The organism is Arthrobacter sp. NPDC056691 (genome assembly GCF_042791415.1).
Classification (GTDB): Bacteria; Actinomycetota; Actinomycetes; order Actinomycetales; family Micrococcaceae; genus Arthrobacter.
Map to the genome: position 1 here is coordinate 1 of NZ_JBHTXX010000024.1, position 24,844 is coordinate 24,844.

At 68.1% G+C, this 24,844-nt stretch carries 19 protein-coding genes and 1 pseudogene; 10 read left to right on the forward strand and 10 right to left on the reverse strand.

Going from position 1 to position 24,844, the window contains the following annotated elements:
* The first annotated feature begins 150 nt into the window (after window positions 1-150).
* A complete protein-coding gene (locus tag ACFRAU_RS17500; RefSeq protein WP_377994765.1) occupies window positions 151-471 on the forward strand; it encodes a hypothetical protein in 321 nt (106 codons plus the stop codon).
* A gap of 49 nt (window positions 472-520) precedes the next feature.
* Window positions 521-1,483 (forward strand): D-2-hydroxyacid dehydrogenase family protein, encoded by a 963-nt coding sequence (locus tag ACFRAU_RS17505; protein WP_378000872.1) that lies wholly within the window; start codon window positions 521-523, stop codon window positions 1,481-1,483.
* Between the two features lie 79 nt (window positions 1,484-1,562).
* Here the strand turns inward: ACFRAU_RS17505 and ACFRAU_RS17510 are convergent, their stop codons facing one another.
* The 8 genes from ACFRAU_RS17510 to ACFRAU_RS17545 all read right to left on the reverse strand — a co-directional run bounded on the left by ACFRAU_RS17510 (window position 1,563) and on the right by ACFRAU_RS17545 (window position 12,049).
* Entirely contained in the window at window positions 1,563-3,248 is a 1,686-nt protein-coding gene (locus tag ACFRAU_RS17510) for a DUF222 domain-containing protein (protein WP_378000873.1), read from the reverse strand.
* A 349-nt stretch (window positions 3,249-3,597) separates the two neighbouring features.
* Window positions 3,598-6,324, reverse strand: a complete 2,727-nt coding sequence (locus ACFRAU_RS17515; protein WP_378000874.1) for a PEP/pyruvate-binding domain-containing protein — start codon at window positions 6,322-6,324, stop codon at window positions 3,598-3,600.
* A gap of 153 nt (window positions 6,325-6,477) precedes the next feature.
* A complete protein-coding gene (locus ACFRAU_RS17520; protein ID WP_377994761.1) occupies window positions 6,478-6,900 on the reverse strand; it encodes a heat shock protein transcriptional repressor HspR in 423 nt (140 codons plus the stop codon).
* Window positions 6,901-6,915: 15 nt separating this feature from the next.
* Entirely contained in the window at window positions 6,916-7,893 is a 978-nt protein-coding gene (locus tag ACFRAU_RS17525; protein ID WP_377994760.1) for a DnaJ C-terminal domain-containing protein, read from the reverse strand.
* A 94-nt stretch (window positions 7,894-7,987) separates the two neighbouring features.
* A complete protein-coding gene (locus tag ACFRAU_RS17530; protein ID WP_377994759.1) occupies window positions 7,988-8,644 on the reverse strand; it encodes a nucleotide exchange factor GrpE in 657 nt (218 codons plus the stop codon).
* Between the two features lie 2 nt (window positions 8,645-8,646).
* Window positions 8,647-10,518, reverse strand: a complete 1,872-nt coding sequence (gene dnaK, locus ACFRAU_RS17535) for a molecular chaperone DnaK (protein ID WP_378000875.1) — start codon at window positions 10,516-10,518, stop codon at window positions 8,647-8,649.
* Window positions 10,519-10,755: 237 nt separating this feature from the next.
* Window positions 10,756-11,199 carry a hypothetical protein gene (locus tag ACFRAU_RS17540; protein WP_377994757.1) on the reverse strand — a complete coding sequence of 148 codons (444 nt, stop codon included), beginning with the start codon at window positions 11,197-11,199 and terminating at the stop codon, window positions 10,756-10,758.
* Between the two features lie 127 nt (window positions 11,200-11,326).
* Window positions 11,327-12,049, reverse strand: coding sequence for a TetR/AcrR family transcriptional regulator (locus ACFRAU_RS17545; protein ID WP_378000876.1), 723 nt, complete (start codon window positions 12,047-12,049; stop codon window positions 11,327-11,329).
* Between the two features lie 144 nt (window positions 12,050-12,193).
* Between ACFRAU_RS17545 and ACFRAU_RS17550 the strand changes: the two genes are divergently transcribed.
* Window positions 12,194-13,174, forward strand: a complete 981-nt coding sequence (locus tag ACFRAU_RS17550) for an NAD-dependent epimerase/dehydratase family protein (protein WP_378000877.1) — start codon at window positions 12,194-12,196, stop codon at window positions 13,172-13,174.
* Here ACFRAU_RS17550 and ACFRAU_RS17555 read toward each other — a convergent pair.
* On the reverse strand, window positions 13,171-15,351 hold the full coding sequence (locus tag ACFRAU_RS17555; protein ID WP_378000878.1) for an MMPL family transporter: 2,181 nt from the start codon (window positions 15,349-15,351) through the stop codon (window positions 13,171-13,173). The two genes, ACFRAU_RS17550 and ACFRAU_RS17555, sit on opposite strands and share 4 nt — an antisense overlap.
* A 157-nt stretch (window positions 15,352-15,508) precedes the next feature.
* Here ACFRAU_RS17555 and ACFRAU_RS17560 point away from each other — a divergent pair, with 157 nt between their 5' ends.
* The 5 genes and pseudogenes from ACFRAU_RS17560 to pabB all read left to right on the forward strand — a co-directional run bounded on the left by ACFRAU_RS17560 (window position 15,509) and on the right by pabB (window position 20,518).
* Window positions 15,509-16,024 carry a MarR family winged helix-turn-helix transcriptional regulator gene (locus tag ACFRAU_RS17560; protein WP_378000879.1) on the forward strand — a complete coding sequence of 172 codons (516 nt, stop codon included), beginning with the start codon at window positions 15,509-15,511 and terminating at the stop codon, window positions 16,022-16,024.
* Between the two features lie 51 nt (window positions 16,025-16,075).
* Complete coding sequence (locus ACFRAU_RS17565) at window positions 16,076-16,891, forward strand: methyltransferase domain-containing protein (RefSeq protein WP_377994753.1); 816 nt, start codon at window positions 16,076-16,078, stop codon at window positions 16,889-16,891.
* A gap of 143 nt (window positions 16,892-17,034) precedes the next feature.
* A complete protein-coding gene (locus tag ACFRAU_RS17570; RefSeq protein WP_378000880.1) occupies window positions 17,035-17,658 on the forward strand; it encodes a LysE family transporter in 624 nt (207 codons plus the stop codon).
* A gap of 116 nt (window positions 17,659-17,774) precedes the next feature.
* A pseudogene (locus ACFRAU_RS17575) lies at window positions 17,775-18,308 on the forward strand (low molecular weight protein-tyrosine-phosphatase); the annotation flags it as partial.
* A gap of 134 nt (window positions 18,309-18,442) precedes the next feature.
* On the forward strand, window positions 18,443-20,518 hold the full coding sequence (pabB, locus tag ACFRAU_RS17580; protein WP_378000881.1) for an aminodeoxychorismate synthase component I: 2,076 nt from the start codon (window positions 18,443-18,445) through the stop codon (window positions 20,516-20,518).
* A 99-nt stretch (window positions 20,519-20,617) separates the two neighbouring features.
* Here pabB and cls read toward each other — a convergent pair whose 3' ends face one another.
* A complete protein-coding gene (cls, locus tag ACFRAU_RS17585; RefSeq protein ID WP_378000882.1) occupies window positions 20,618-22,093 on the reverse strand; it encodes a cardiolipin synthase in 1,476 nt (491 codons plus the stop codon).
* Window positions 22,094-22,186: 93 nt separating this feature from the next.
* On the opposite strand from cls, the gene ACFRAU_RS17590 reads away from it, so the two are divergent.
* Complete coding sequence (locus tag ACFRAU_RS17590; RefSeq protein WP_378000883.1) at window positions 22,187-23,119, forward strand: aminodeoxychorismate lyase; 933 nt, start codon at window positions 22,187-22,189, stop codon at window positions 23,117-23,119.
* Window positions 23,120-23,218: 99 nt separating this feature from the next.
* Window positions 23,219-24,766 (forward strand): FAD-dependent oxidoreductase, encoded by a 1,548-nt coding sequence (locus ACFRAU_RS17595; protein WP_378000884.1) that lies wholly within the window; start codon window positions 23,219-23,221, stop codon window positions 24,764-24,766.
* The last annotated feature ends 78 nt before the right edge of the window (window positions 24,767-24,844 follow it).

Sequence of the window (24,844 nt, forward strand, 5' to 3'; positions counted from 1 at the left end):
GCGCCCCGTGGCGGGGCCGCCCTCTCGCCCCCACTCCCCCCGGGGGGGGGGGGGGTCGGGCCCGGTGGGGTTCTGGAACCGGCCCCGCGGCATTTTCCGGACACCGGCCCGCGGCATTTTGACCCGAGGCATTTTGGAAGGACATCACTCATGACCGTTTGCGCCCCCGATCTCCGGGCCCGTTCACCATGGCCGGCCCGCCAACCCGTAACCAACTGGGCAACGCTCTCCCCCGCTGACGAGGTGGAGATCCGCCGCAACGGGTGCGCCGTCGCCGCAGGCTGCATCGACATGCGGGCTCCGGACGGCAGCGTCATCTGGCTTATCCAGGACGGCGGCCGGGGACGCGCGCTGTTTCTGCAGAACGACGGCGTGATGGTCTTCCGGCGCGCCCGGAGGACCATCACCGGCCCGGGCGGCACCCGGATTCCCGGCCGGGACGGCCAGACCCGCTGGGCCCGCCGGTCCTGACAATTGCCGACCGGCGCTGGCCGCGGCAACCGTCCGATACCGTAAAGCCATGAACCAGTACCGGCTAGCCATCCTGGACGACTACCAGGGAGTCGCGGAGGACTTCGCCCCGTGGAGCTCCCTGGCAGAGCGAGGCGTCGCCGTCACGGTGTTCGGCGGGCATTTTGGCTCGGAGGCCGAAACCGCAGCGGCCCTCGCGGACTTTGACATCGTCATCGCCATGCGGGAGCGCACGCCGTTTCCCCGCAGCGTCATCGGGCAGCTGCCGCAGCTGAAACTGCTCGTGACCACCGGCGCCGCCAATGCTGCCATCGATCTGGAAGCGGCAGCCGAGCACGGCGTTGTAGTGTGCGGAACGGGCGGCTCGCCCACAGCCGCGCCGGAACTGACATGGGCCTTGCTGCTGGCTTTCGCCCGGAACCTGACCGCGGAAGAGACGTCCCTGCGGGCCGGGCGCTGGCAACACGGCATCGGGTTCGAGCTCGCCGGCAAGACGCTCGGAATCGTTGGCCTCGGAAAGATCGGGAAGCGCATGGCCGCCTACGGCCGCGCCTTCGGGATGGACGTACTGGCCTGGAGCCAGAACCTGACGGAGGAAACGGCCGCAGCGGCCGGCGCCCGCAGGGTCAGCAAGGAAGAACTCTTCACGGAGTCCGACGTCGTCTCGCTGCACCTCCGCCTGTCGCCGCGCTCGGAGGGGACGGTTGGCGAACGGGAACTGCAGCTTCTCGGCCCGGAGGGCGTCCTCGTCAACACCGCCCGCGGCCCCCTCGTCGACCAAACGGCTCTCGTCTCAGCCCTGCAGGAGGGGTGGATCCGCGGTGTGGCCATTGACGTGTTCGACGAGGAACCGCTTCCGGCAGGGCACGCTTTGCTGGCCGCGCCCCGGACACTCCTGACGCCCCATCTGGGCTACGTCACACAGGAGAGTTACCGGGCATTCTTCGGCGGCGCATTCGAGGACGTCACGGCATGGCTGGACGGCTCCCCGATCAGGGTGCTCACGCCGTAGGAAGCTGACTGCCTGGGACTCTAGCCCCGGAGGCAGCCGAAACTGCGGTTGGGCGCGTCGGAATACGAAAGACACGCCCTCATGCAGCGCTTGGTGGAGACCAGTCGTGCAAGGGATCCAAGGGCAGGGGTGGGCCGAGGTTCTCGGGTCTGTCGAGGTCGAAGTTGCCTCGTTCGAGGCTGTCCGGGTCGAGGCTGTCGGGTTCGAGGCTGTCTGGCCAGTGGGGTGGTTCCCAGTCCTGGTATTCGGTGGGGTAGGACCGTCCGGCGGGTGAGATCCAGCCGGGCGGGCTCTCGCGGGTGGCGCCGACCGGTCTCCATGCTGTGGTGTGTTTCAGGCGGTGATGTTTGGGGCAGGGCTGGCCAAGATTGGCGACGCCGGTGGTGCCGCCGGCTGCCCAGGCCAGGATGTGGTCGGCGTCGTTGTCCAGGGAGTGGTTGTTGCAGCCCGGGAACGTGCACCGCGCATCGCGGAGCCGCAGCCATTGACGCATCGGCTTGGTGAGCCGGTAGCTGGTGCGTCCGATCTCCAGCGGAGCCCCGTCCCGCGGATCGGTCAGGACGCGCAGGAACGAGGTTGCACCGTCGGCGACGAGCCGGCGGGCCATGCTGGCGGGAATGGGCCCATACCCGTCCAGTGTGGCCGGTTCCTCGGTCAGTCCGAGCAGCGAAAAAACCGGAACCGTGACCAGGACCTGCGCCTTCGGGGACGGCACATCACCCACCGGCACACCACGAGCCGTCCCATCAGCAGCGGGCCCGTCCCCCGCGGCCCCAAGACCTGCGGCCCCAAGACCTGCGGCCCTAAGACTTGCGGCCCCAAGACTTGCGGCCCTAAGACTTGCGGGCCCAACACCTGCCGGCACTGGGCCGGCGAAGAATGCTGCTCCCGTGCCATCAATCCCCGAAACGGGACCGAGCATGCCGGTGGAGAAGACATCGGCCCGGAGCTGGCTCAGGGTCCGGGTCTCGGTCGGGCCGTGGGCTGCGCGTGCGGCGGCGGTGGAGCGGTTCCAGATCCCGGCGGCCTGGTCCGCGGGCAGGAACGCCGAGAGCCAGGCCATGCCGTCCCGGGCCGGCTGATACTCCAGGCGCCGGCCCTTCGCACTGTTGCGGTGCCGGGTTTCGATGCTGTCCTGATGATGCCGTTCCCGCCAATACCGTGCCTTGGCGCGGAACCTCGCCGGGGTCAGCTCCCCCGCCGGGCAACCCCGCGCCCGGTTGGGAGCATCCGCGTCCAGGAAGTGCGCCTCCAGAGCTGCTGCGGCTTCGGCTGACAGCCCGTCGGTTTCGTCGCACATGACCCGGGCGTGCTGCCAGGAAATGCTCCCCGTCCGCAAAGCTCCCAGTGTCAGCGGCAACTCCGTGCTCAGCATGCCCGATTCAACCAGCAACCGTGCCGCCGCACCCTCGCTGATGGTCAGCGCACCGGCCACCTCCGCCGTCACGGACATCTGCCGCACGGCAACGTCCTGCGGGCTTTCACCAGGTCCTGCCATCGCCGCATCCGCCGTGGCGTAACCGGCGGCAAACTGCACCTTCACCGCCGCAAGCCGGGCCTCCATCCCGGCCACCCCGGTCAGGCCGTCCAGGAACGCAGCCGCCTGCTCCCCAAGCGGGTCAACGTGATGCGGCAACGGATCAGCGCCCGCCGGGGCAGGATCAAGAACAGCCGCGCCAGCGGCCCTCCGGAGCTCGGCGGCCAACGCCAAGGCAGAGGCACCAATAGCCTCCAACACCTCCGCAGCAGCCGTGCCGTTATCCATACCCACAGTATGAGAGGGGGCACTGACATTCTTAACCGCGCCAGCGGAGGACCCCCGGCTGAGCAAGCCATCGCCGTCGTTCCCTGTCACAGAAGCCAACACGCCGGCACCCGGCCCTGCGGCCCGGTGTGCGGTGCGTCCCCCGAAAGCTTCCATAAACCCATTCTGATCCGGGGCACTGACATTCTTACCTGCAGTACCGCAGACCAGGGCCGCAACCGTACGCTCGTGCGCGTTCCCCACAAATCAGCCGTGGTAGCCTGCAACGCTGCCACTACCGCCGGTCGCCCACCGCCTCCGAGGGCCCCGGCCCCGCGTCAGCTGCCCGTGGCGGCAGTGACCCTGGACTTTAGGGAGCACGGGAACCGTCGAGCGTGACGGTTCCGGCGTCGCCGTCGACCTTAATCTGCTGTCCGCAGGTGACCCGCTGGGTGGCCACGCCCGTTCCCAGAACGGCGGGAATGCCGTACTCACGGGCGACAATCGAGCTGTGGCTCAGCGGGCCGCCTACGTCCGTGACCACCGCCGATGCCATCGCAAACAGCGGTGTCCACGCGGGGGTGGTCATGCGTGCCACGAGCACCTCGCCGGGACGCATGCTGGCGAAGTCGTCGGGGCCGTGCAGCAGCCTGGCCGGTGCGGTCACCTGTCCGGAGCTCGCGCCGACGCCGGTAATGACATCTCCGGCCTGCTGCCGCGTACGCGCGGGCATCATGCTGCCGAACGCGCGTTCCATCCACCGGCTCTCGGGCAGCAGCTGCGGGGCCGCGGCTTTTCGCTGGCCCCGCCACAGCATCTTGCGCTGTTCAACGGCTTCTGCCCGCACCGGCCGGTCCGTGCCGGTGATGGCCGCGCCGGGCGTTGCCAGCCCGAAGTCGATGGCATTGCGGAGTTCATCGAGGCGAAGCCAGAAGATGTCGGAGGGTGCGGCGATGACGCCCGAAGCCGTGAGCCGCTCCCCCAGTTCCAGCAGCATCCGGCGCATCAGTGGCCAGGCCAGGCCGACGTCGGCCAGTGCGTCCTCGCGCACAGGCGCCGCTTTCTGCGCCCACCGCAGCAGCCTGCGGAAAACCGGTCGACGGCGCGGCCCCAGTCTGGCGCTGATCAGCCGGGCCTGTTCCTCCCGCCGGTCGGCTGACAACTGCTGGCGCTGGTGCGGATCCTTGCCCTGGCCCCGCACGAAGTACCTCAGGGTCTCCAGCAGTGCCGACGGGTCATCGGCCGGCACAGGATTAACGAAATCAAGGTTGTAGACGGCGTGCCCGTAGCGGTCCAGGTGCCGCTGGAGGCGGGAACGCCACTGGTCCCACTGTTCCGGATCCACGCCCGCAACCCCGTCCCCGCTCCCGTACACGCCTGCCGGAGGCGTGCCGCTGCGGAGACCCTCGGCGATGGCGGCCGCTGATCCTTCCGTGACGGCGGCGGCGAGCTGCGGCCTCTCGCGGGTCCACACCGCAAGGTCATACAGGGATTTCTCCGCGCGGATGGGCTCGCTGTCGTAGCCGAGGAGGAAGACCTCCGCGGACGGGTCGCCGGGCCCGCGGACGAGCTTGTCGTAGTAGCCCCGGAGCATGATCTCGCTGGTGGCGGCGATCGGAATGATGGACTGCACCGCTGTGTAGTACGCGGCCCCGGCGTCCAGCAGCGCGGAAATGCCGTCCAGCAGCTCGGGGGCCGGACGGTCCGCCGGCGGTTTGGCCGCCCAGAACTTCACAAGCCCGCGGTACCTGGGGTGCGAATGTTCGCGCCAGCCCTTGATTCCCATATGGGCCTTGCCCCGGGCCAGTGCGCGCATCGCCGTCAGCGACTTGCCCATCACCCGCCGCATTCCGGCGTTGCTGTAGTAGTAGTACGCGTAGCCGTTGACGGTGGGAAGCGACACGTCCCCTGGCCGCACCACGTTACTGCTTCCGACCGCCTCGGCCAGCAGGGCTTTCAGGGACCGGGTCACCGAGCCGTCGATGAGGTCGGCGAACAGGGGCGACAACGGGTCCGGCAGCTGCTCGACGATGCTGGCACGGAAGTACATCCCGTCCGGATAGGGCAGCGGCCATTCCGTCGGTGCGTCGGCCGAAGGCTCGGGCAGTGCGGTGATCGGACGTGCCTGCAGGATGAAGAATTCCCCTGCGGCCTGCGCCCACTCTATGTCCTGGGGCACCCCGAAGTGCTTCGCTATGGCCGCTCCCTGGCGGGCCAGCGCGGCCGCCGCATCATCGCCGAGCACGGGCGCCCGGCGTTTCTCTTCGGCAACAGGCTGCTCAGTAGTGCCGGTTCGGCCATAGACCGTCATCACGTCTTTGTCCGCCGTCCGGCGCTGCTCCACGCGCCCCGTCGCAGCATCCACCACGACGTCGTCCGTGGAAACGGCCCCGCTGACCACGGACTCGCCCAGCCCCCAGGCGGCGCTGATCACCGACTGGTCCCGGCGGCCGGTAGCAGGGTTGGCGGTGAACAGCACGCCGGCGGCCCCGGCGTCGACCATCTCCTGAATCACCACGGCGAGGCGCACAGCGGCCGGGTCGAAGCCGTTCCGTGAGCGGTATGCCATGGCGCGGGCGTTCCACAACGACGCCCAGCAGTCAATGACTGCGGCGGCCACGGCATCCGGCCCGGTGACGTTCAGGTAAGTGTCCTGCTGGCCCGCGAAGCTGGCCGAGGCGAGGTCCTCCGCCGTGGCCGAGGACCGCACCGCCACCCGTGCTGCGTCGCCGCTGGACTCCGCTCCGGCCTCGTCGCCTGCTCCGGCCGCCGTCTGGTTGCCCAGCCGCCCGTAGGCAGCGAGGAGTTCTCCGCCAATCTCCTCCGGCATCCTGCTCTCGGCGAACAACGCGCGGATCTGCAGGGCGGCAGCGTTATAGTCGTTGTTCGAAGCGCCGGCGGGGAGGGCGGCAAGTTCAAGGATGCGGCCGGCGATCCCGTTGGCGTTGACGAAGTCCTGGTAGGCCGCCGTGGTGAGCACGAAGCCCGGCGGCACCGGAAAACCGGCCCGGGCCAGCTCACCGAGGTTGGCACCCTTGCCGCCTGCCTCGTCCAGATCGCTGCGTCCCAGCTGGTCAAAATCCTTGATGTAGGTCACGGCCCTGCGTCCCTTCTGCCCGGGAGCCTGGGCCGCGGCATTGCGGCTGGTGACCCCGTTCCGGCGCTGCACCCTATTTTGGCACCGCATCCGATTCTGGCAATGGGAAGGCCATCCGCGCTTGGCCGGAGGCGCTTGGCTGGAGGCAGCTTGCTAGCTGTCGCCGCGCGGCCGCCACACCACTACGGCCTGCGAACGGGGCCGGGGGCGCTGGCCGCGCGCCAGGCTCACCACGTCGCCGGCGGTGCCGGCGGCGAAGATCCGGGAATCCAGGGGATCACGACGGCGGGCCAGTTCCTCGGTCAGTTCACTCACCCGGCGCTGCAGTGCAGCCACCTGGTTTTCGAGCTCCAGAATGCGCTTGATCCCCTCGAGCGAGACGCCCTCGTGGGACAGCCGCTGCACCTCGCGGAGCCGGTTGACGTCCTGCTGGGAGTAGCGCCGGGACTTGCCCGGCGCCCGGCTGGGCGAGACAATGCCCAGCCGGTCGTACTGGCGGAGTGTCTGCGGGTGCATGTCGGCAAGCTCGGCGGCCACCGAGATGACGAAGATCGGCTGATCGAAATTGATGTCCACGGCCGGCACCCGTCCCTAAAGCCGGGCCTTGGCTGCCAGGCCCTGGCGGACGTCCGCTCCGGTGGTGGCCGCTGCGAATGCTTTCACGGCCTCCTCGGCTTCCTTGCTCAGGTTCTGCGGCACGGCGACGTCGATGGTCACCAGCAGGTCCCCGGTGGCCTTCGATGTCTTGACGCCGCGGCCCTTGACCCGGAGCGTGCGCCCCGACGGGGTGCCGGCGGGAACACGGACCCGGACGTGTTCGCCGTCGATCGTGGGAACCTCGATGTCGGCGCCCAAAGCAGCCTCCGGGAAGCTGACCGGAACGTGGATCCGGAGGTTGTCGCCGTCGCGCGTGTAAAAGTCATGGGTCTTGACATTGACGGTGACCAGAAGGTCGCCGTTGCCCGCCGGGCCGTACTGGCCCTTGCCGCGGACGCGCACCTTCTGGCCGTCCTTGATGCCCGCGGGCACCCGGACGTCGATGACCTCGCCGTCCGGTTCGCGCAGCCCAATGGTGGTGCCGCGGATGGACCCGGCGAAGGAGATGCTGGTGCTCGCCGACCGGTCGGCACCCTTCTGCGGTGCGCGCTGGTAACCGGCAGGGCCGCCACCGAAGCCGCCGCCGAACAGGTCGGCGAACTCGGGCGGAACGCCGCCAGCGGTGCTGAACCCGCCGGAGTGGCGCCCGGCGCCGCCGGTGAACAGGCCGCCGAAGAGGTCCTCGAAGCCGCCGTTCGCCGTGCTCCCGGCACCGTGAGGCGCAAAACGTGCCCCGCCGCCCATGGCCCGGATGGCGTCATACTGCTGCCGCTCATCAGGATCGGACAGCACGGAGTACGCCTCGGAGATGTCCTTGAACTTCTTCTCCGCGGCAGCGTCCCCGGAGTTCGTATCCGGGTGGTACTGCCGCGCAAGCTTCCGGTATGCCTTCTTGATGTCGGCGTCGGAAGCGTCCTTGGCAACACCAAGGATCTTGTAGAAGTCCTTGTCCACCCAGTCCTGGCTAGCCAATGGCGTTTCCTTTCAAATCTCTGTGCCGAGATGGCAGTTCGCGGCAATGTTCTTGCGAATCACTGCCGCGAACTGCCATCTCGATGGGGTAATGCTACGCCGGGACAGCGACGATGACCTGGGCCGCGCGGAGGACCCGTTCACCTGACTTGTAGCCGGAGCGGAGAACCTGGCTGACGGTGTCAACCTCGATGTCATCGCCGGGCTGCTGGATAAGGGCCTCGTGGATGGTCGGGTCGAACTCCACGCCGGTCTCGTCGATGCGGGTCAGGCCGTACGTCTTCAGCGCGTTCTCCAGCTTGGCGGCGATCGCGGCGAACGGGCCGTCCGCGAGGTCACCGTGCTGGCGGGCGGCGTCGACGTCGTCCAGCACCGGGAGCAGGGAGTTCAGGACGCCGATGACGGCCATCTCCCCTGCCACGGCGCGGTCGCGTTCGACCCGCTTGCGGTAGTTGACGTACTCGGCCTGCAGGCGGAGCAGGTCGTTCTTCAGCTCCGCCGCCGCGGCGGCCTCGGTCCCCTGCGCCACGGACTCCTCGGCGGGCACCTCGACCTGGTTGAGGATTTCCTCAGCCTGGGCGAGGGCGTCGCCGTCGGAATCCGCCGCGGAGGCTGCCGGCTCACCCTGCGGGTGGCGGGCTTCTCCGGTTACCGGGTCCACCTTGCGGTGGTCCCGGATGACCGGTTCGTCGCGGTTGCTGCCCTGGTCGCGGGAAGAGTTGTGCTCTTCTTCGTTACCGTGATGCGGCATGGTTACTTCTTCTCTTCTTCGTCGACGATCTCAGCGTCGACGATATCTTCATCCGAAGAACCCGTCTTGTCGCCGGCGGGGGCGCCTTCAGCACCTGCAGCGCCGGTGGCTCCGTCCGGGGAACCGGCCTGGGCGTAGATAGCCTCGCCGAGCTTGGTCTGGGAAGCCTGAAGCTTCTCAAACGCGGTCTTGACGGCGGCGTCGTCGGTGCCTTCGAGGGCCTTCTTGAGGGCGTCGACGTCGGCCTGGACCTCGGTCTTGACCTCTTCCGGCAGCTTGTCAGCGTTGTCGGCGATCAGCTTGTCCACGGAGTAGGCGAGCTGCTCGGCGGTGTTGCGAGTGTCAGTGGCCTCGCGGCGGGCCTTGTCCTCGGCTGCGTGCTCCTCGGCGTCCTTGACCATGCGGTCGATGTCTTCCTTGGAGAGCGCGGTGCCGCCGGTGATGGTCATGGACTGTTCCTTGCCGGTACCCTTGTCCTTCGCGGAGACGTGCACGATGCCGTTGGCGTCGATGTCGAAGGTGACCTCGACCTGCGGGACGCCGCGCGGGGCCGGCGCGATGCCGGTCAGCTCGAACGTGCCCAGCGGCTTGTTGTCGCGGGTGAACTCGCGCTCGCCCTGGAAGACCTGGATGGCCACGGACGGCTGGTTGTCGTCAGCCGTGGTGAAGGTCTCGGACCGCTTGGTGGGGATGGCCGTGTTGCGCTCGATCAGGTGCGTCATGACACCGCCCTTGGTTTCGATGCCCAGGGACAGCGGGGTGACGTCGATCAGGAGAACGTCCTTGCGCTCACCCTTCAGCACGCCGGCCTGCAGGGCTGCGCCAACGGCCACAACCTCGTCCGGGTTGACGCCCTTGTTGGGCTCCTTGCCTCCGGCCAGCTCCTTGACCAGTTCGGAGACAGCGGGCATGCGGGTGGAGCCGCCGACGAGCACGATGTGGTCGATGTCGGAAAGCTTGATGCCCGCTTCCTTGATGACGTCGTGGAACGGCTTCTTGGTGCGCTCGAGCAGATCCTTGGTCAGGTCCTGGAACTTGGCGCGGGTCAGCTGCTCGTCCAGGTGCACCGGGCCGTCCGGGGTGACGGAGAGGTACTGGAGCGAGACGTTGGTGCTCGTGGAGGAGGAGAGTTCCTTCTTGGCCTGCTCGGCAGCTTCGCGGAGGCGCTGCAGGGCGATCTTGTCCTTGGACAGGTCGATGCCCTTGACCTTGAGCTGGTTCAGCAGGTACTCAACGACGCGGTTGTCCCAGTCGTCGCCGCCGAGGCGGTTGTCACCGGCGGTGGCGCGCACCTGGATGGTGGAGAAGTCGTCTTCATCCTTGCCGACTTCCAGCAGGGAGACGTCGAACGTGCCGCCACCGAGGTCGAAGACCAGGATGAGTTCGTCTTCCTTGCCCTTGTCCAGGCCGTAGGCCAGGGCTGCCGCGGTGGGCTCGTTGACGATGCGCAGGACGTTCAGGCCGGCAATCTCGCCGGCTTCCTTCGTGGCCTGGCGCTCGGCGTCGTTGAAGTAGGCCGGAACGGTGATCACAGCGTCGGTGACCTTTTCGCCAAGGTAGGACTCGGCGTCGTTCTTCAGCTTCATGAGGACACGGGCGGAGATTTCCTGGGCCGTGTACTTCTTGTCGTCGATGGGTACGGACCAGTCGGTGCCCATGTGGCGCTTGACGGAAGCGATGGTGCGGTCGATGTTGTTGACGGCCTGGCGCTTGGCGATTTCGCCGACCAGGACTTCGCCGGACTTGGAGAACGCAACGACCGACGGCGTGGTGCGGCCACCCTCGGCGTTGGCAATAACGGTGGGCTCGCCACCTTCGAGAACGGAGACGACGGAGTTGGTGGTTCCGAGGTCGATACCTACTGCACGTGACATGTGTTGCTTCCTTCTTTCCGTGGAAACTTGGGGTCGCCCACTTCCTTGAGCGGTCTGCACTCAACTTTACTCAGCGCGGAATTTAAGTCAATCCAAACTTGAGTCAGATGCACTCAACTTTGCCTTCGAGCCTCCCCAAAACAGAGAAGAACCCCCGATTGCCCCGCGGGATATCCGCGTAAAACCAGGGGTTCTTCGATAAATGGCGGGCGAATTTCGCCCAGCGTGAACCTGCGCCTAGCCGCCCGGGGAGGTGCCGCCGTCGTCATTCCGCGGCGCGTTGACCTGGCCGCCGAGCAGTTCGTCCTTCAACTCTTCGGCGGCACCGCCTTCCGGGGCCGTGCCGGCAGCGCCGTAGTCACCCTCGGGATATTCGCCTTCCTCGTCTCCGGGCAACTCCTGCCCAACGGCGCCGGCCCGGCCATAGTCACCTTCCGGATACTCGCCCTCTTCCGCCTCGGCGGCAGGTGCCACCGTCCCCGCGTCGCCGTAGTCCCCCACCTGGTATTCGCCTTCCGGCTCGGCGACGGGCTCGCCTCCGGCCACGCCGGCGTCGCCGTAATCGCCTTCCACGTACTGGCCGCCACCCTCCTCAAGCCGGCCACCGTCCCCCTCGAGTGCCGGATTCCTGGAACCGGTATGGGCCTTTCCGTCGGCGCCGGACTCACTGTTTTCAGTCATCGGTTGATCACTCCTTCGAAAGGACTGTGCGCGCCTGGTCCGGGCGCACTGGAAGTCTACTCAGCGGGCGCGGACAGCAACAGGGGCCGGAGGGGGCAGCGTGAACAGCGGGGCCAATCCGGACGTACTACAGGCCGGCGAGATCCGCCAGCACGGCTATGTGGTGCTCGAACAGTTCATCCGGCGCGGTAAACGTGCCGGCACCGTACTGCCCGAACACTTCAAAACTGACGGCTCCGAAAAGGGAAGTCCACACGAGGGTGCCCCGGGCCAGGAGTGCGTCCGGAACTGCCAGGTGCAGCTCCGCGCGGATCGCCTGCAGGTCCGCAGCCAGCGCAGGCGCCAGCGCCCTGCCTTCGGGCGCGGCAAAGCTGGCCGCCCGGTACGCCGCATCCAGAATCCCCACCAGCCCGATCACCACCCGGGTGCCCGGGCCGGTGGTCCGCTCCGCGGGCGCCTGGTAACCGGGCACCGGACTGCCGAACAGGAGGGCGTAGCGTGCGGGTTCGCGGAGCGCCCAGCCCCGGACGGCACGGGCCAGTGCAGCGAAGCGGCCCCTGAAGTCTCCGTCGGCGACGGCTCCGACGGCGGCATCCACCTGGTCGCCAAGCTCGTCATAGGCATCCACCAGCAGGAGAGTCAGGAGTTCATCCCGGCTTTCGACGTAGCGGTACACAGCTGACGAGACCACGCCCAGGTCGCGGGCAACGGCGCGGAGCGAGAGGGCAGCAGCACCATGCTGCGCCAGGTGCTGCCGGCCAAGCCGGACGATATCGGCAATGGTCTGCGCCCGGGCACGTTCCCGCGGCGTGCGAAACTTCCCGCTGGCGGTCGGAGAGATGGCTGGCATCCGCCCAGCATGGCACGAATCAGAGCAGTGTCAACAATTGAGAGCAGTGCTCTTGACTTTAATGCCAGCCGGCCGCACTCTTAATTCGAGAGCAGTGCTCTCAAGGGCCGGCCGTCAGGGTCACAACAGCAAAGGAGAACGTCAATGTCAGGTCTTTATGTGGTCACCGGTGCGGGCCCTGTGGGCTGGACGGTGGCAGAGCAGCTGGCAGAGCGGGGCGAGCGCGTCCGGGTCCTCACCCGCTCCGGCAACGGCCCCGACCATCCGCAGATCGAAAAGCTGAAGGCGGATGTGTCCAACCCGGGTCTGCTGGGGGACGCTTTCGAGGGCGCGGCGGCGGTCTTCCACTGCGTCCACGCTTCCGCCTACAGCGCCGCGGCCTGGGAGCGGGAGCTTCCGGGCGCCGAACAGGCGGTCCTGGCGGTAGCAGGCGAGGCGGGCGCCGTCGTCGTTTTTCCCGAAAGCCTTTACTCGTACAGCGAGCCCGGCCAGGTAATGACGGAGCAAAGCCCGCGGGAGGCGCGCGGCGGCAAACGCGGCGTCCGCTCGGCACTGCTGCGGGCCCGGGCGGCAAGCGCCACGGACACCGTATCCGTGGTGGCGGGCGATTTTTTCGGCCCCCGTGTCCGGATGGCCCACGCCGGCGAGCGCATGGTGCCCGCCGTCCTCGCACGTCGGCCGCTGCAGATGGCGGGAAGCGCGGACCAGCTGCATTCCTTCACGTACGTTCCCGATCTTGCCGCGGCCATGATCGGGGCCGCGGGGAAGCCCGGGCTGTGGAACCGGGTTCTGCACGCGCCCACCAACCCGCCACTCACGCAGCGCCAGATCGCTCAAGCCTTCGCCGCCGCTGCCGACGTACCGCCAGGGAAGGTCCACACGGTGCCGGGCTGGGTCCTGCGCACCCTGGGGCTGTTCTCCGCCGACATGCGGGAGCTCGGCGAAATGCTCTACCAGTTCCAGCGGCCGTTCGTGATGGATTCGAGGGCCAGCGAAGAGCATCTGGGCCTACTCCCGACTCCCCTGCACGAGGCTGCCAAGGCGACCGTGGAGTGGTGGCGCTCAGAGCTCGCCGCGGGTCCGGACACGGGACGAGCCCCGGCGGGGATGCCCGCGGGAAGCTAGCGGATGAAAACTTCCGCGGGGCCTTCCAGTCTGCTGGCTTCCGGCGCATCTTGCCGGCAGAGTTTGCCCGGCCACCAGATGCGCCGGCCCAGGTCATAGGCCAGTGCGGGAACCAGGAGCGAGCGAACCAGAACGGTGTCCAGCAGCACGCCGAAGGCCACGATGAAGGCCAGCTGCACCAGGAACATGATGGGGATGACGCCCAGGGCCGCAAACGTGGCGGCAAGGACCACCCCGGCGGACGTGATCACCCCGCCGGTCACACCGAGGCCGCGCAGAATCCCCGGCCGGGTCCCGTGCTTCAGCGACTCCTCGCGGACCCGGCTCATCAGGAAGATGTTGTAGTCCACACCCAGTGCCACCAGGAACACGAAGCCGAACAGGGGCACTGTGGCGTCGGCTCCGGGAAAGCCAAGGATGTTGTTGAACACGATGGCGGAAACGCCCATGGCGGCCGCATAGGACAGAACCACCGAGGCAATCAGCAGGACCGGCGCGAGCACGGACCGCAGCAGCACCATGAGGATGAGCAGAATGACGGCGAGAACCACCGGGATGATCGTGGCGAGGTCACGCTGCGCCGTGGTGTTGGTGTCCAGGGCGGTGGCGGTCACGCCGCCCACCAGGGCGCCGGGGTCCACCCGCTTCACGCTGTCCCGCATCATTGCCACAGCATTCTCCGCAGCGTCAGAATCGGCGGCGAAGTCGAGGGTGGCGTTGAGGAGCACCCTGCCGTCGCGCACGGCCGGGCTCGCAGGCGTTCCCGGGGCTCCGGTGATGGGCACGCTGCCCTCGGCCAGGAGATAGGCGGTCCCCACGCCGTCGGTGGCCTTGACCGTTTCGAGGACCTGCCCGGCGTTCCCCTGGCTGGACACGATGACCACAGGGCTGCCGCTGCCGGCGTCGAAATGGCGTGCCAGGGCATCCTGCCCGTCCACGGCGTTGGACTCGCTGAGGATGACGGCGGTCTGCGGCACGCCGTTGGCTTTCAGCTGCAGGATTCCGGCCGAGGCCACGGCCAGCAGGAGCACGGACGCCACCCACACCGCGCGGGGACGCCGGGACACCAGGGTCCCGGCGGCACGCCAGAGCCCACGCTGGCCTTCCAGCCCGGTGGTCAGCTCCGGCTCACGCGCTTCTTCAGGCAGCAGCCTGGGCCGGAACGGCCAGAATGCGGCACGCCCCAGGAGCGCCGCAAAGGCCGGGAGCAGGGTGAGCGCCGCGAAAAGGGAGCACACGATGCCCGCAGCCGCCACCGGGCCCAGCGCCTTGTTGGAGTTGAGGTCGGAAAACAGCAGGCACAGGAGGGCGATGGCAACCGTGGCGCCAGAGGCCAGGATCGGGGCGAAGGACGCCCGCCAGGCGGCGAGCGCGGCGGCGGTGCGGTTGGCCGTGTGCTCGAGTGCCTCACGGAAGCGGGCCACGTAGAGCAGTGCGTAGTCGGTGGCTGCGCCGATCACCAGGATGGAGAGGATGCCCTGGCTCTGGCCGTTGAGCTGGATCCAGCCCGCCTTCGCCATGCCGAACACCAGCAGGATGGCGGCGCACAGCGCAAACACCGACGTCAGCAGCACGGCGAAGGGCAGGAGCACAGACCGGTAGACCACAAGCAGGATGACAAACACCGCGGCCAGCGCCACGAGCAGCAGGATGCCGTCGATGCCGGCGAAGGCCCCCGTAAGGTCAGCCGCGAGCCCGGCAGGTCCCGTGACGAACGTCTGCGTGCCGTCTGGCGCGGCCGCCCGGACCTCGTCGCGCAGTTCTGCGACGGCGCCCGCCGGCTCAGATGCGGCAACGGACACGATGTACTGCACGGCCTGCCGGTCCTGGGACGGCACCGGCCCCACCACCGCGCTGCCCAGCCGCAGGCCTTCCAGCCTGGTTTTCAGGGCGGCCGCCTCACCCAGTTGGGCAGGGGTGAGCGCGCTACCGCTTTCTATCACGACGACGGCGGGAACCTCGCCGGAGTCCTGAAACTTCTGTTGCCACTCCCGGGCCTCGGTGGCTTCCGCCCCGGCCGGAAGGAAAGACGCCTGGTCATTGGACGAGACCTCATCCAGCCTGCCGAACGTGGGCCCGCCCACCCCGGCGATGGCAACCCAGCCGACGACGAGGACCAGCGGAATGAGCCACCGGAACCAGAACCGTGGGCTCGAGGTGCGGACTGCCTGGATCATGGGGAAGACCTCCTGGGCGTGACAGCCACTCGGGCCGTCATCGATGATTGTTCCAGCATAAACTATCTCCATCATAGAGATACATAGCCCCTACAAAGGGGTCAGCGATGCCTGGGCTGTAAACTCCGGAAGGCAACATTGAGGAGAGGAGGCGGCTGTGGCCGAGAAGCCTGGCACCCCACAGCAACACGGCGGACCTGCCCCCTCCGCCCTAGGGACGCAGCACCCCCTGGTCCGGCTGCTTCAGGAGTTCACCCTGGAGGCCAACCGCTACGTTGACGCCGCCGGCGGGCGGAATGACATGCACCGGACGGACCTAAACGCCCTTGCCGCCGTCATGCGGCACTCGGCCAGTGGCGACGTCGTGACCCCGGGAACCCTGCGGAAGGAACTCAACCTCAGTTCCCCGGCCACCACGGCGCTCATCGACCGGCTGTGCGGGTCCGGGCATCTGGTCCGCGTGCGCGAAGGCCAGGACCGGCGGCAGGTCCAGCTCCGGATGACGGAGAAGGCGTACCGCGACGGTTCCGCCATGTTCCTGCCCCTTGCCCGCCACATGGGCAGCGCCATGGCCGGGTTCACGGCGCAGGAGCTCGAGACAGCCGCCCGGTTCATGGTTGCCATGGTCGCAGCCACGGTCGAGGCCAGCCACGAGGTCGCCGGCAAGCCATAACGCACCTTCCTGGTACCTCCCCGAGATGCGGAGAAGGAGTAGCGTTTCCCTATGAGCGCGCAGCAGCCGGAAGATGTCTACACTCACGGCCACCACGAGTCCGTGGTCCGGGCCCATGCCTCGCGGACGGCGGAGAATTCGGCCGCATTCATCATCCCCCACCTCACCCAGGGCGTATCGGTGCTCGACGTCGGGTGCGGGCCGGGCAGCATCACCTGTGACTTCGCGCTTCTGGTCGCCCCCGGGAAGGTGACGGGGCTGGACCGCTCCCCCGACGTGATCACCCACGCCCGCGAGCTGGCGGCCGACCGCGGCGTCGAGAACGTGGAGTTCGTGGCGGGCAACATCTACGATCTCGATTTCGAGGACGACACCTTCGATGTGGTCCACGCCCACCAGGTCCTGCAGCACCTGACCGACCCCGTCGAGGCACTGCGGGAAATGCGGCGGGTGGCCAGGCCCGGCGGCATCGTTGCGGTCCGCGACGCGGATTTCCACGGCATGAGCTGGTATCCCGCCATCCCGGAGCTCGACGAGTGGATGGAGCTCTACCAGCGGATCGCCCGCCGGAACGGCGCCGAGCCCGATGCCGGCCGCCGGCTCGTCTCGTGGGCCCAGGCGGCAGGCTTCACGGACGTGGCGCCCACCAGCAGCAACTGGCTCTACGCCACCGGGCAACAGCGCCGCTGGCAGGCCAGGGTGTGGGGCGAACGCGTGCTGCATTCGGCCTTCGCGGAGCAGGCCCTCGAGTACGGCTTCGCGCAGGAGGCCGACCTCACGCGCATTTCGGCCGGCTGGCACCGCTGGGGCTCCACCGACGACGGCTGGTTCCTCATCCCCAACGGCGAGATCATCGCCCGGGCCTAGACGCCGGGTCCAATTACGCACTCCCGGGCGCCGGCCTCGTCGAAATTGCCAAAACCGGCCGCTCAATGCCCATGCCAGGCGGCCATTTTTGGCAAATCGCGCCGGCGGAACGGCCCACTCCCCGGACCGACTAAACTTGATGGGTGCAATTCTCCCTGTGGCTGGCCCTCGCGGGCGCCGGCGTCCTCATCAGCTTTACGCCCGGTGCGGGCGCCATCAACACCATGAGCAACTCGCTGACCGCCGGGTTCAAGCGCTCCATCTGGGGCATCCTGGGGCAACAGGCCGCCCTGATCCTGCACGTCCTCGTCGTGGCCCTCGGCGTCGGCGTCCTGGTTGCCGGCTCTCCCGTTGCCTTCAACGCCATCCGCTACGCCGGAGCGGCCTACCTCGTGTACCTGGGCATCAGGCAGTTCCTGCGCAAGCCGGACCTGGACCAGGAGAAGGTGGCCGCGCTCCGGAACGAGCCTGCCTGGTCCATGTTCCGCCGGGGACTGTGGGTCAACCTGCTCAACCCCAAGGCCATCGTGTTCTTCCTGGCCTTCATGCCGCAGTTCATCCGGCCCACCAACCCGCTGCTGCCCCAGTACGCCGTGCTCGCGGCAACAGTGGTTCTCATCGACGTCCTCGTCATGTGGTTCTTCTTCGCGGCGGCGGCAAAATCGTTCCAGCGCTTTACCCACAATGCCCACGGACAAACCGTCCTCAACAGGGTTTTCGGCATCCTGTTCGTCGCAGTGGGCGTATTGCTGGCGTTCATTCACTAGTCCTGGCCGGGCGCCGTGGCAATCTTGTGACAGGAATATTCACAAACTTTACGAAGCCTGCAGATAATAAGGGCCCTTACTAGCCAAGCGGGACTGGCATCGTCCATGCTTAGGCAATGAACTCAACGACGAGCCCATACCGCGTCATCACAGTCTGCACCGGCAACATCTGCCGTTCTCCCATGGCGGAGCTGATGCTGAGTGCCGCCTTCGCGGAGGCCGGGCTCGCCGACGTCGTCATCGTTGATTCCGCGGGCACCACCGCCTACGAGGCCGGACGCCCCATCGACCCCCGGGCAGCACGGAAACTCACCACCCACCACCTTCTGTCGGACCGGCACATCGCACGGGAATGGCAATCCGAATGGTTCAGCGAGCGCCAGCTGATATTGGCGCTGGACGTGGACCACTACGGCTGGCTCCGGGCCTCTGCCCCGGACGACGAGTCACTGTCGAGGGTCCGCATGCTCCGCAGTTTCGACCCGGACATGGAGGACGGCGATCCGCTGGAACAGGGCATCGAAGACCCCTGGTACGGCGGGCATGCCGACTTCGAGGCGGTGTGGGACCAGGTCCAGGCGGCCGTCCCGGGCATCGTCCGCTACGTGCAGGACGCACTCGCGGCCGGGGAGCACGACGCCGGCACCGAGGCGGCCACGGGCCCGGCCCCGGTCCGGATGGATGAGCGGCGGGCCCGCAACGGCAAGCGCCATGGCCGCGGAACCGAGATCAGCCCGCTTCACAACGTCCAGGTTCAGGAGAGCCAGCAGGTACGCTCTATTTCATGACCCCCGCACCTGTGATCATCGCCATTGACGGGCGGTCCGGCGCAGGGAAAACCACTTTGGCCATTGAGCTCGCGGCGAGGCTGCGGAACCACCACAAGGTCTCGCTGTTCCATCTGGAGGACATCTATCCCGGCTGGGACGGGCTGTCCGCCGGCATCGAACGCTACGTCACCACGGTGCTGGCGCCACTGAGCCGCGGCGAAGCGGCCACGTGGGTCAGCTGGGACTGGAAAAACCATAACGACGGCGAGCCACGGGTCACGCTGCCCGCGGAGATCGTGATCGTCGAGGGCGTGGGGGCTGGTGCCGCCGCAGCCAGGCCGCTTCTGGACGCCGTCATCTGGGCGGACTCCCCCGACGGCGAGCGCCGCAGCCGCGCCCTGGCACGTGACGGCGAGACGTACGGGCCATTCTGGGACCAGTGGGCCGGCCAGGAGGCGGAACTCCTGGCCGCGGACGACATCCCGCAGCACGCCCACGTCCGGGTCTTCAACCGCGCGGACGGCACCGCCCCCGCGGACGCCCTGCAGGCCCTCACCTACCTCCCCGCACTCACCACCGCCCTGGTTCCCGAACTCTCTTCCCGGCGGGGCCTGCGTCTGGTGTCTGAGCGCATCGACGCCGGCCCCGATCCCGCCGCACTTTTTCAGGCGCTGTACGGGACGTCCCCGAACGCGGTGTGGCTGGATTCCTCCCTGCGTTCGGCGGGCGCGGCCGGTTCCGGCAGGGAGACTCCCGCGGCGGCGCGCAGCCGCTTCAGTATTTTGGCGGACGACGGCGGCACGTTCGGCCAGTCTGTCCTGCACAGTTCCGGGATCACCCGGATCACCGCCGGGTGCGCCACGGCCAATGTGTCCGGACCGTTCTTCCGCTGGCTGGAGACGGTATGGGGACGAAGAGCGGTGCGCGGACCGGAGGACTACCCGTGCGAGTTCACGCTGGGCTGGCTGGGCTACCTCGGCTACGAGCTGAAGCGGGAAACCGGCGGGCGGGACGTCCGCTCGGACACGCCCGATGCGGCGCTGGTCTTTGCCGGCCGGGGCGTGGTCCTGGACCACACCGACAACACTGTGTGGCTGCTTGCCCTGGACGCGCCGGATGCCGCGGACTGGCTCGGCCGCGCCCGCGATGCGGTGACCGCCGCACCCGAAGCGGGCGGCAGCAACGGCGTCGTACTTCCGGCGGCCCAAGCCGCGGCGGCCGCCCATAACGCAGCGCCGGCATTTGCCGGGCGGGACAGCGAGGCGAGCTACAAGCGCAAGATCGCCGATGCCCAGCACCAGATCGCCGAGGGGAATTCCTACGAGGTGTGCCTCACCACCACCCTCGAAGCGGAGGTGCGGGCGCTCGACCCGTGGGCCGCGTACCTTGCCCTGCGCCGGCGGAACCCGGCGCCGTTTGCCAGCTACCTGCGCTTCGGCGGGCTCACGGTGGCCAGCACGTCGCCGGAGCGATTCCTGCGGATAGCGTCCGACGGCGGCATGCGCGCCGAGCCGATCAAGGGAACCCGCCGCCGGGCTGCTGACCCGGACACCGATGCTGCCCTCCGCCACGACCTGGCCACGTCCCTCAAGGACCGGGCGGAAAACATCATGATCGTGGACCTGCTCCGGAACGACCTCAGCCACTTCGCCGAGCCGGGGTCGGTCACTGTCAGCCGGCTGTGCGAGATCGAAAGCTACGCCACGGTGCACCAGCTGGTGAGCACCATCGACGCCGTTCTCCTGCCGGGGTCACCACGGGCCGAAGCCGTGGCCGCGTGCTTCCCGGCAGGGTCAATGACAGGCGCGCCGAAGATCAGCACCATGGCCATTCTCGACAGGCTCGAGGAGGGTCCGCGCGGTGTTTATTCCGGTGCGATCGGGTACTTCTCGCTGAACGGGGCCACGGATCTGGCGGTGGCCATCCGCACCCTGGTGGTGCAGGACGGCGGGGAAGGCGGAAAGGTGCGGTTAAGCCTCGGCGTCGGCGGCGCCATCACGGCCGACTCTGTGGCGCAGGACGAGTACGAGGAGATCCGCACCAAGGCCTACGGCGTCCTCTCCACCCTTGGCTCCCCCTTCCCCAACTGAGTTTTTGTCCACTTGTCGCGAGTTAAAGGGCCTTTAAGTCGCGACAAGTGGACAAAAACTCCATAGGTGGGGTGGTTGTTGGCCGGCTCTAATGAGGGACTATTGGACCGTGGCCGTGAGGCGGGCCACGTTGTCCACGTATCTGGCCGCGAGGGGCCGGCGCATCCAGTCCTCCAGCCGGAGTTCGTGAGAGATGTCGCGGTAGGTGTCCTCCACGGCGCGCATGCTGTTGACGGTGTCGGCCCCCAGGAGCATCACGGAGACCTCCAGGTTCAGGGAGAAGGACCGCATGTCCATGTTGCTGGAGCCCAGAACCGCCACTTCGTCGTCGATGGTGAAGTGCTTGGCATGGAGCACGAACGGCGCCTTGTAGAGGTAGATCCGGACGCCGGCGCGCAGCAGGGCCTCGTAGTACGACTGCTGGGCGTGGTGGACCAGGAACTGGTCGCCCTTCTCGGAGACGAACAGTTCCACGTCCACGCCGCGCTGCGCCGCGGTGGTGATGGCGTAGAGCAGGGAATCGTCCGGTACGAAGTAAGGGCTGCAGACGGAAATCCGGTGCTGCGCGGAGTAGATCAGTGTGTTGAAGAGCCGGAGGTTGTTCTCGGTGGTGAAGCCGGGGCCGCTGGGTACCACCTGGGCCGTGACGCCGCCCGGCGACGGCTCGGCAGAGAGCTGCAGCTGGTCCTCGAGCGACTCGTCGGTCTCGCTGAGCCAGTCGGTGGCAAAGACGACATTGAGCGTGGGAACGATTGGGCCCCGCAGGCACGCCATCAGTTCGACCCACTCCCGGCCGGCTTTGCGGTGCTTGGGGTTGTTGTAGGAGGGTTCGATCAGGTTCTGCGACCCCGTGAACGCGACTTCGCCGTCGATCACCATGATCTTGCGGTGGTTGCGCAGGTCCGGCCGGCGCCATTGGCCGTGGATGGGCAGCAGCGGCAGCATCCGCCGCCACTGGATGTTGCCGGCCTTGAGCCGCTTCAGCAGGTTGTTGTACCCCTTCACGCGCAAGGTTCCGATGTGGTCGAAGAGCACACGGACCTGGACGCCGCGGTCCGCAGCCTCCTCCAGAGCCGTGAGGAGGTCGTCCGTGACGTGGTCCGTGCTCATGATGTAGAACTCGGCGTTAACGAAGCGCTTGGCCTTTCGCACGGCCTCGGTCATGGCGCGGATGGAGTCCGGATAGCCGGGAATCAGCTCCACCTGGTTGCCGTCCACGAGCGGGATCGACCCGAGCCGGCGGTTGAGTTCGGCGGCGGACTGGACCCATTCCGGCCCCGAATACTCGCTGGCGACGTCGGAAAGCGCCGCGCTGCCGGCCCGGACGCGCTCATTGACCAGCTGCTGCTGTTCGGTGCGGCGGCGCGACAGCCTGAAGTTGCCAAACAGCAGGAACAGGATCAGGCCCAGGGCAGGCACAAAGAAGATACCCAGCAGCCAGGCCATGGCCGTGGTGGGCCGCCGGTTGCCCGGGATGATGCCCACGGCCAGGACCCTGATGACCAGATCCGCGCCGCTGAGCAGCAGGATCAGCCACGCCGGCAGTGTTTCCGCCAGCGGAAATGGCCACAGCACAGTTGGAACCCCCGTTATTTCTTACCCTCACAGCCATTCCGTATGGAGCGGTGAGGCCAGCCTATCGGGCACCCGCCGCACTAAGCTGGTGGCATGACCTCTCGTACCTCCCACACAGTGCTGGTGTTCCTGGATCCGGAGTATCGGAACGGCCGGCTCGCCGACCCCGAAAAGCCGCAGCTGATGGCCACGGACCTGGGCGCCACCCGCGGTGACGGGGTCTTCGAGTCAATGCTCGCCGTCGCAGGCCACACGCGGAAGATCCAGGCCCACCTGGACCGGCTGGCCCGCTCGGCGCAGGCGCTGGACCTTGAGATTCCGGGACAGGACGACTGGCGCCGCGCGGTGGAGACGGGCGTCGCGGCGTTCCGCTCCGACAACCCGGCAGCCTCCCCGGAACTGGACGAGGCCGTGGTCAAGCTCATCGTCACCCGCGGCATCGAGGGCGCGTTCGCCCCCACCTGCTGGGTACAGGTCTCCCCCGTCGCCGCGGCCGGCCGGCGCCAGCGCGAGACCGGCATCGACGTCATCCTCCTTGACCGCGGCTACGACAGCGACGCGGCCGAGCGTGCCCCGTGGCTGCTGCTCGGCGCGAAGACCCTGTCCTACGCGGTGAACATGGCCGCGCTGCGCCATGCCCACAAGCAGGGCGCGGACGACGTCATCTTCACGTCCTCGGACGGCCGCGTGCTGGAGGGCCCCACGTCCACAGTGCTGCTGGCTAACGTGGAGAAGAACGACGGCGAAACAACAGTTAAGCGCCTCGTCACGCCGCAACTGGACAGCGGCATCCTCCCGGGAACGTCACAGGGCGCCCTGTTCGCCGCCGCCAAGGCCGCCGGCTGGGAACTGGGCTACGGCCCTCTGAAGCCCCAGGACCTGGCCGACGCCGACGCCGTCTGGCTGATTTCCAGCATCCGCCTCCTGGCGCCGGTCAACCACATCGACGGCCGCGAAATCGGCACGCCGGCACTGCGCAAGCAGCTGACCGCCGAACTGAACGAACTGTTCGCCGGAATCGAGTAGCGCAGGGCCTGACGGGCGTTCCCTGCCGGGGCATTCCCAGCCGCCGGCGGCGGGGGTATGGTCTGCCTCAGGAGGCGATCGCATGCGGTATCCAGCGTCATGAACGGGTCCAGCGCCGGCAGGCCGGTATCCCTCTGGGTGGCCACGGCCGGTACCACCACCTACCCCTCCCTGGACACCGACGTCGAGGTTGACGTGGCCGTCATCGGCGGCGGCATCGCGGGACTGACCGCAGGGCTTGCCCTCAAACGCGCCGGGCAGACGGTGGCGGTGGTCGAGGCCGGCAGGGTGGGCACCGGCGTCACGGGTCACACCACAGGCAAGGTCACGTCGCTGCACCGCCTCGCCTACACGGAGCTGGCCGGCAAGCACGGCGACGCCACGGCCGGCACATACGGTCAGGCCAACCAGGCAGCGATCGGGCACATAGCCCGCACCGTCGCAGAGGAGGGCATCGACTGCGGCTTCCGCCGGGTTGCCAACTACACCTACGCGGAATCGGAGGCGGGCCTGGAGCTGGTGCGGGCAGAAGCCGAACGCGCCGCCCGGCTGGGGCTTCCTTCGACGTTCACCAGCGAGGTGCCGCTCCCGTTTCCGGTCAGGGGCGCGGTGCGCTTCGATGACCAGGCGCAGTTCCATTCCATCCGGTACCTGCAGGGCCTGGCCAGCAGCGTTGACGGCGGCGGGAGCTTTGTGTTCGAGGACTCCCGGGCATTGTCGTTCCGGGACGGCTCCCCCGCCCTGGTCACCACGGAGAGCGGTTCTGTCCGGGCACGGGAAGTCATTGTGGCCACGAATGTGCCCTTCGGCGACGCTGGCCGGTTCGACGCGCGGTGCTACCTGCACCGTTCGTACATCGTCGCCAGCCGCATCGAAGGACCACCTACGGATGCCACCTTCATCGGCGCCGACGAACCCATGCGGTCGATTCTGACGGTTGCCGTGGACGGTGCGGCCTTCGTGCTCACCGGCGGTGAGGGCCACAGGGCATCCGACGGCGGGGATCCCGCCGAGCGGTATGGCCGGCTCGCTGCCTTCGCCCGCGACCGCCTCGGCGCGGGTGACCTCGCTTTTCGCTGGTCCACGCAGGATGAAATGCCGGTGGACGGACTGCCTTACGTGGGGCTCCTGACGCCCGAGGCGAAGCACGTCCATGTGATCACCGGACTGCGGAAATGGGGACTCACCAACGGCACCGCCGCGGCCCTCATGCTCGCCGACGCGTTGTGCGGCCGCGCCAACCCGTGGGCGGCGGTCTTCGACAGCCGCCGGGGCGCACCGGCGTCTGGCTTGCCGGCGTCGGACATTCCCTTACCGCCAGTGGCCGGCACGGCCACCCCAGCCGTCCCGCCTTCCCGCGGCATCGCACTTCCACCGCCTGGTGCGGGAGCTGTGGTGGACGTCGACGGCGACCCCGTGGCCGTCTACACCGATCGTGGCGGCCAGGTGCGCGCTGTCACTGCGATCTGCACCCATCTGGGCTGCACCGTGGGGTTCAACGCCGCCGACGTGAGCTGGGACTGTCCCTGCCACGGTTCCCGCTTCGCGATCGACGGGGCGGTCATCCAGGGCCCGGCCACCAGGGACCTGGCTGCCCGGAACCTGCCCGATATGGGCCAGGAGCCCGGGGCCGGCCAGCTTCAGTAACGAATCGGAACCGTTCGAAAAAATGGAGGACAAGCCGGTCCCCGGCGTTGTACTGTTCTTCCACGGCCTACTGCCCGT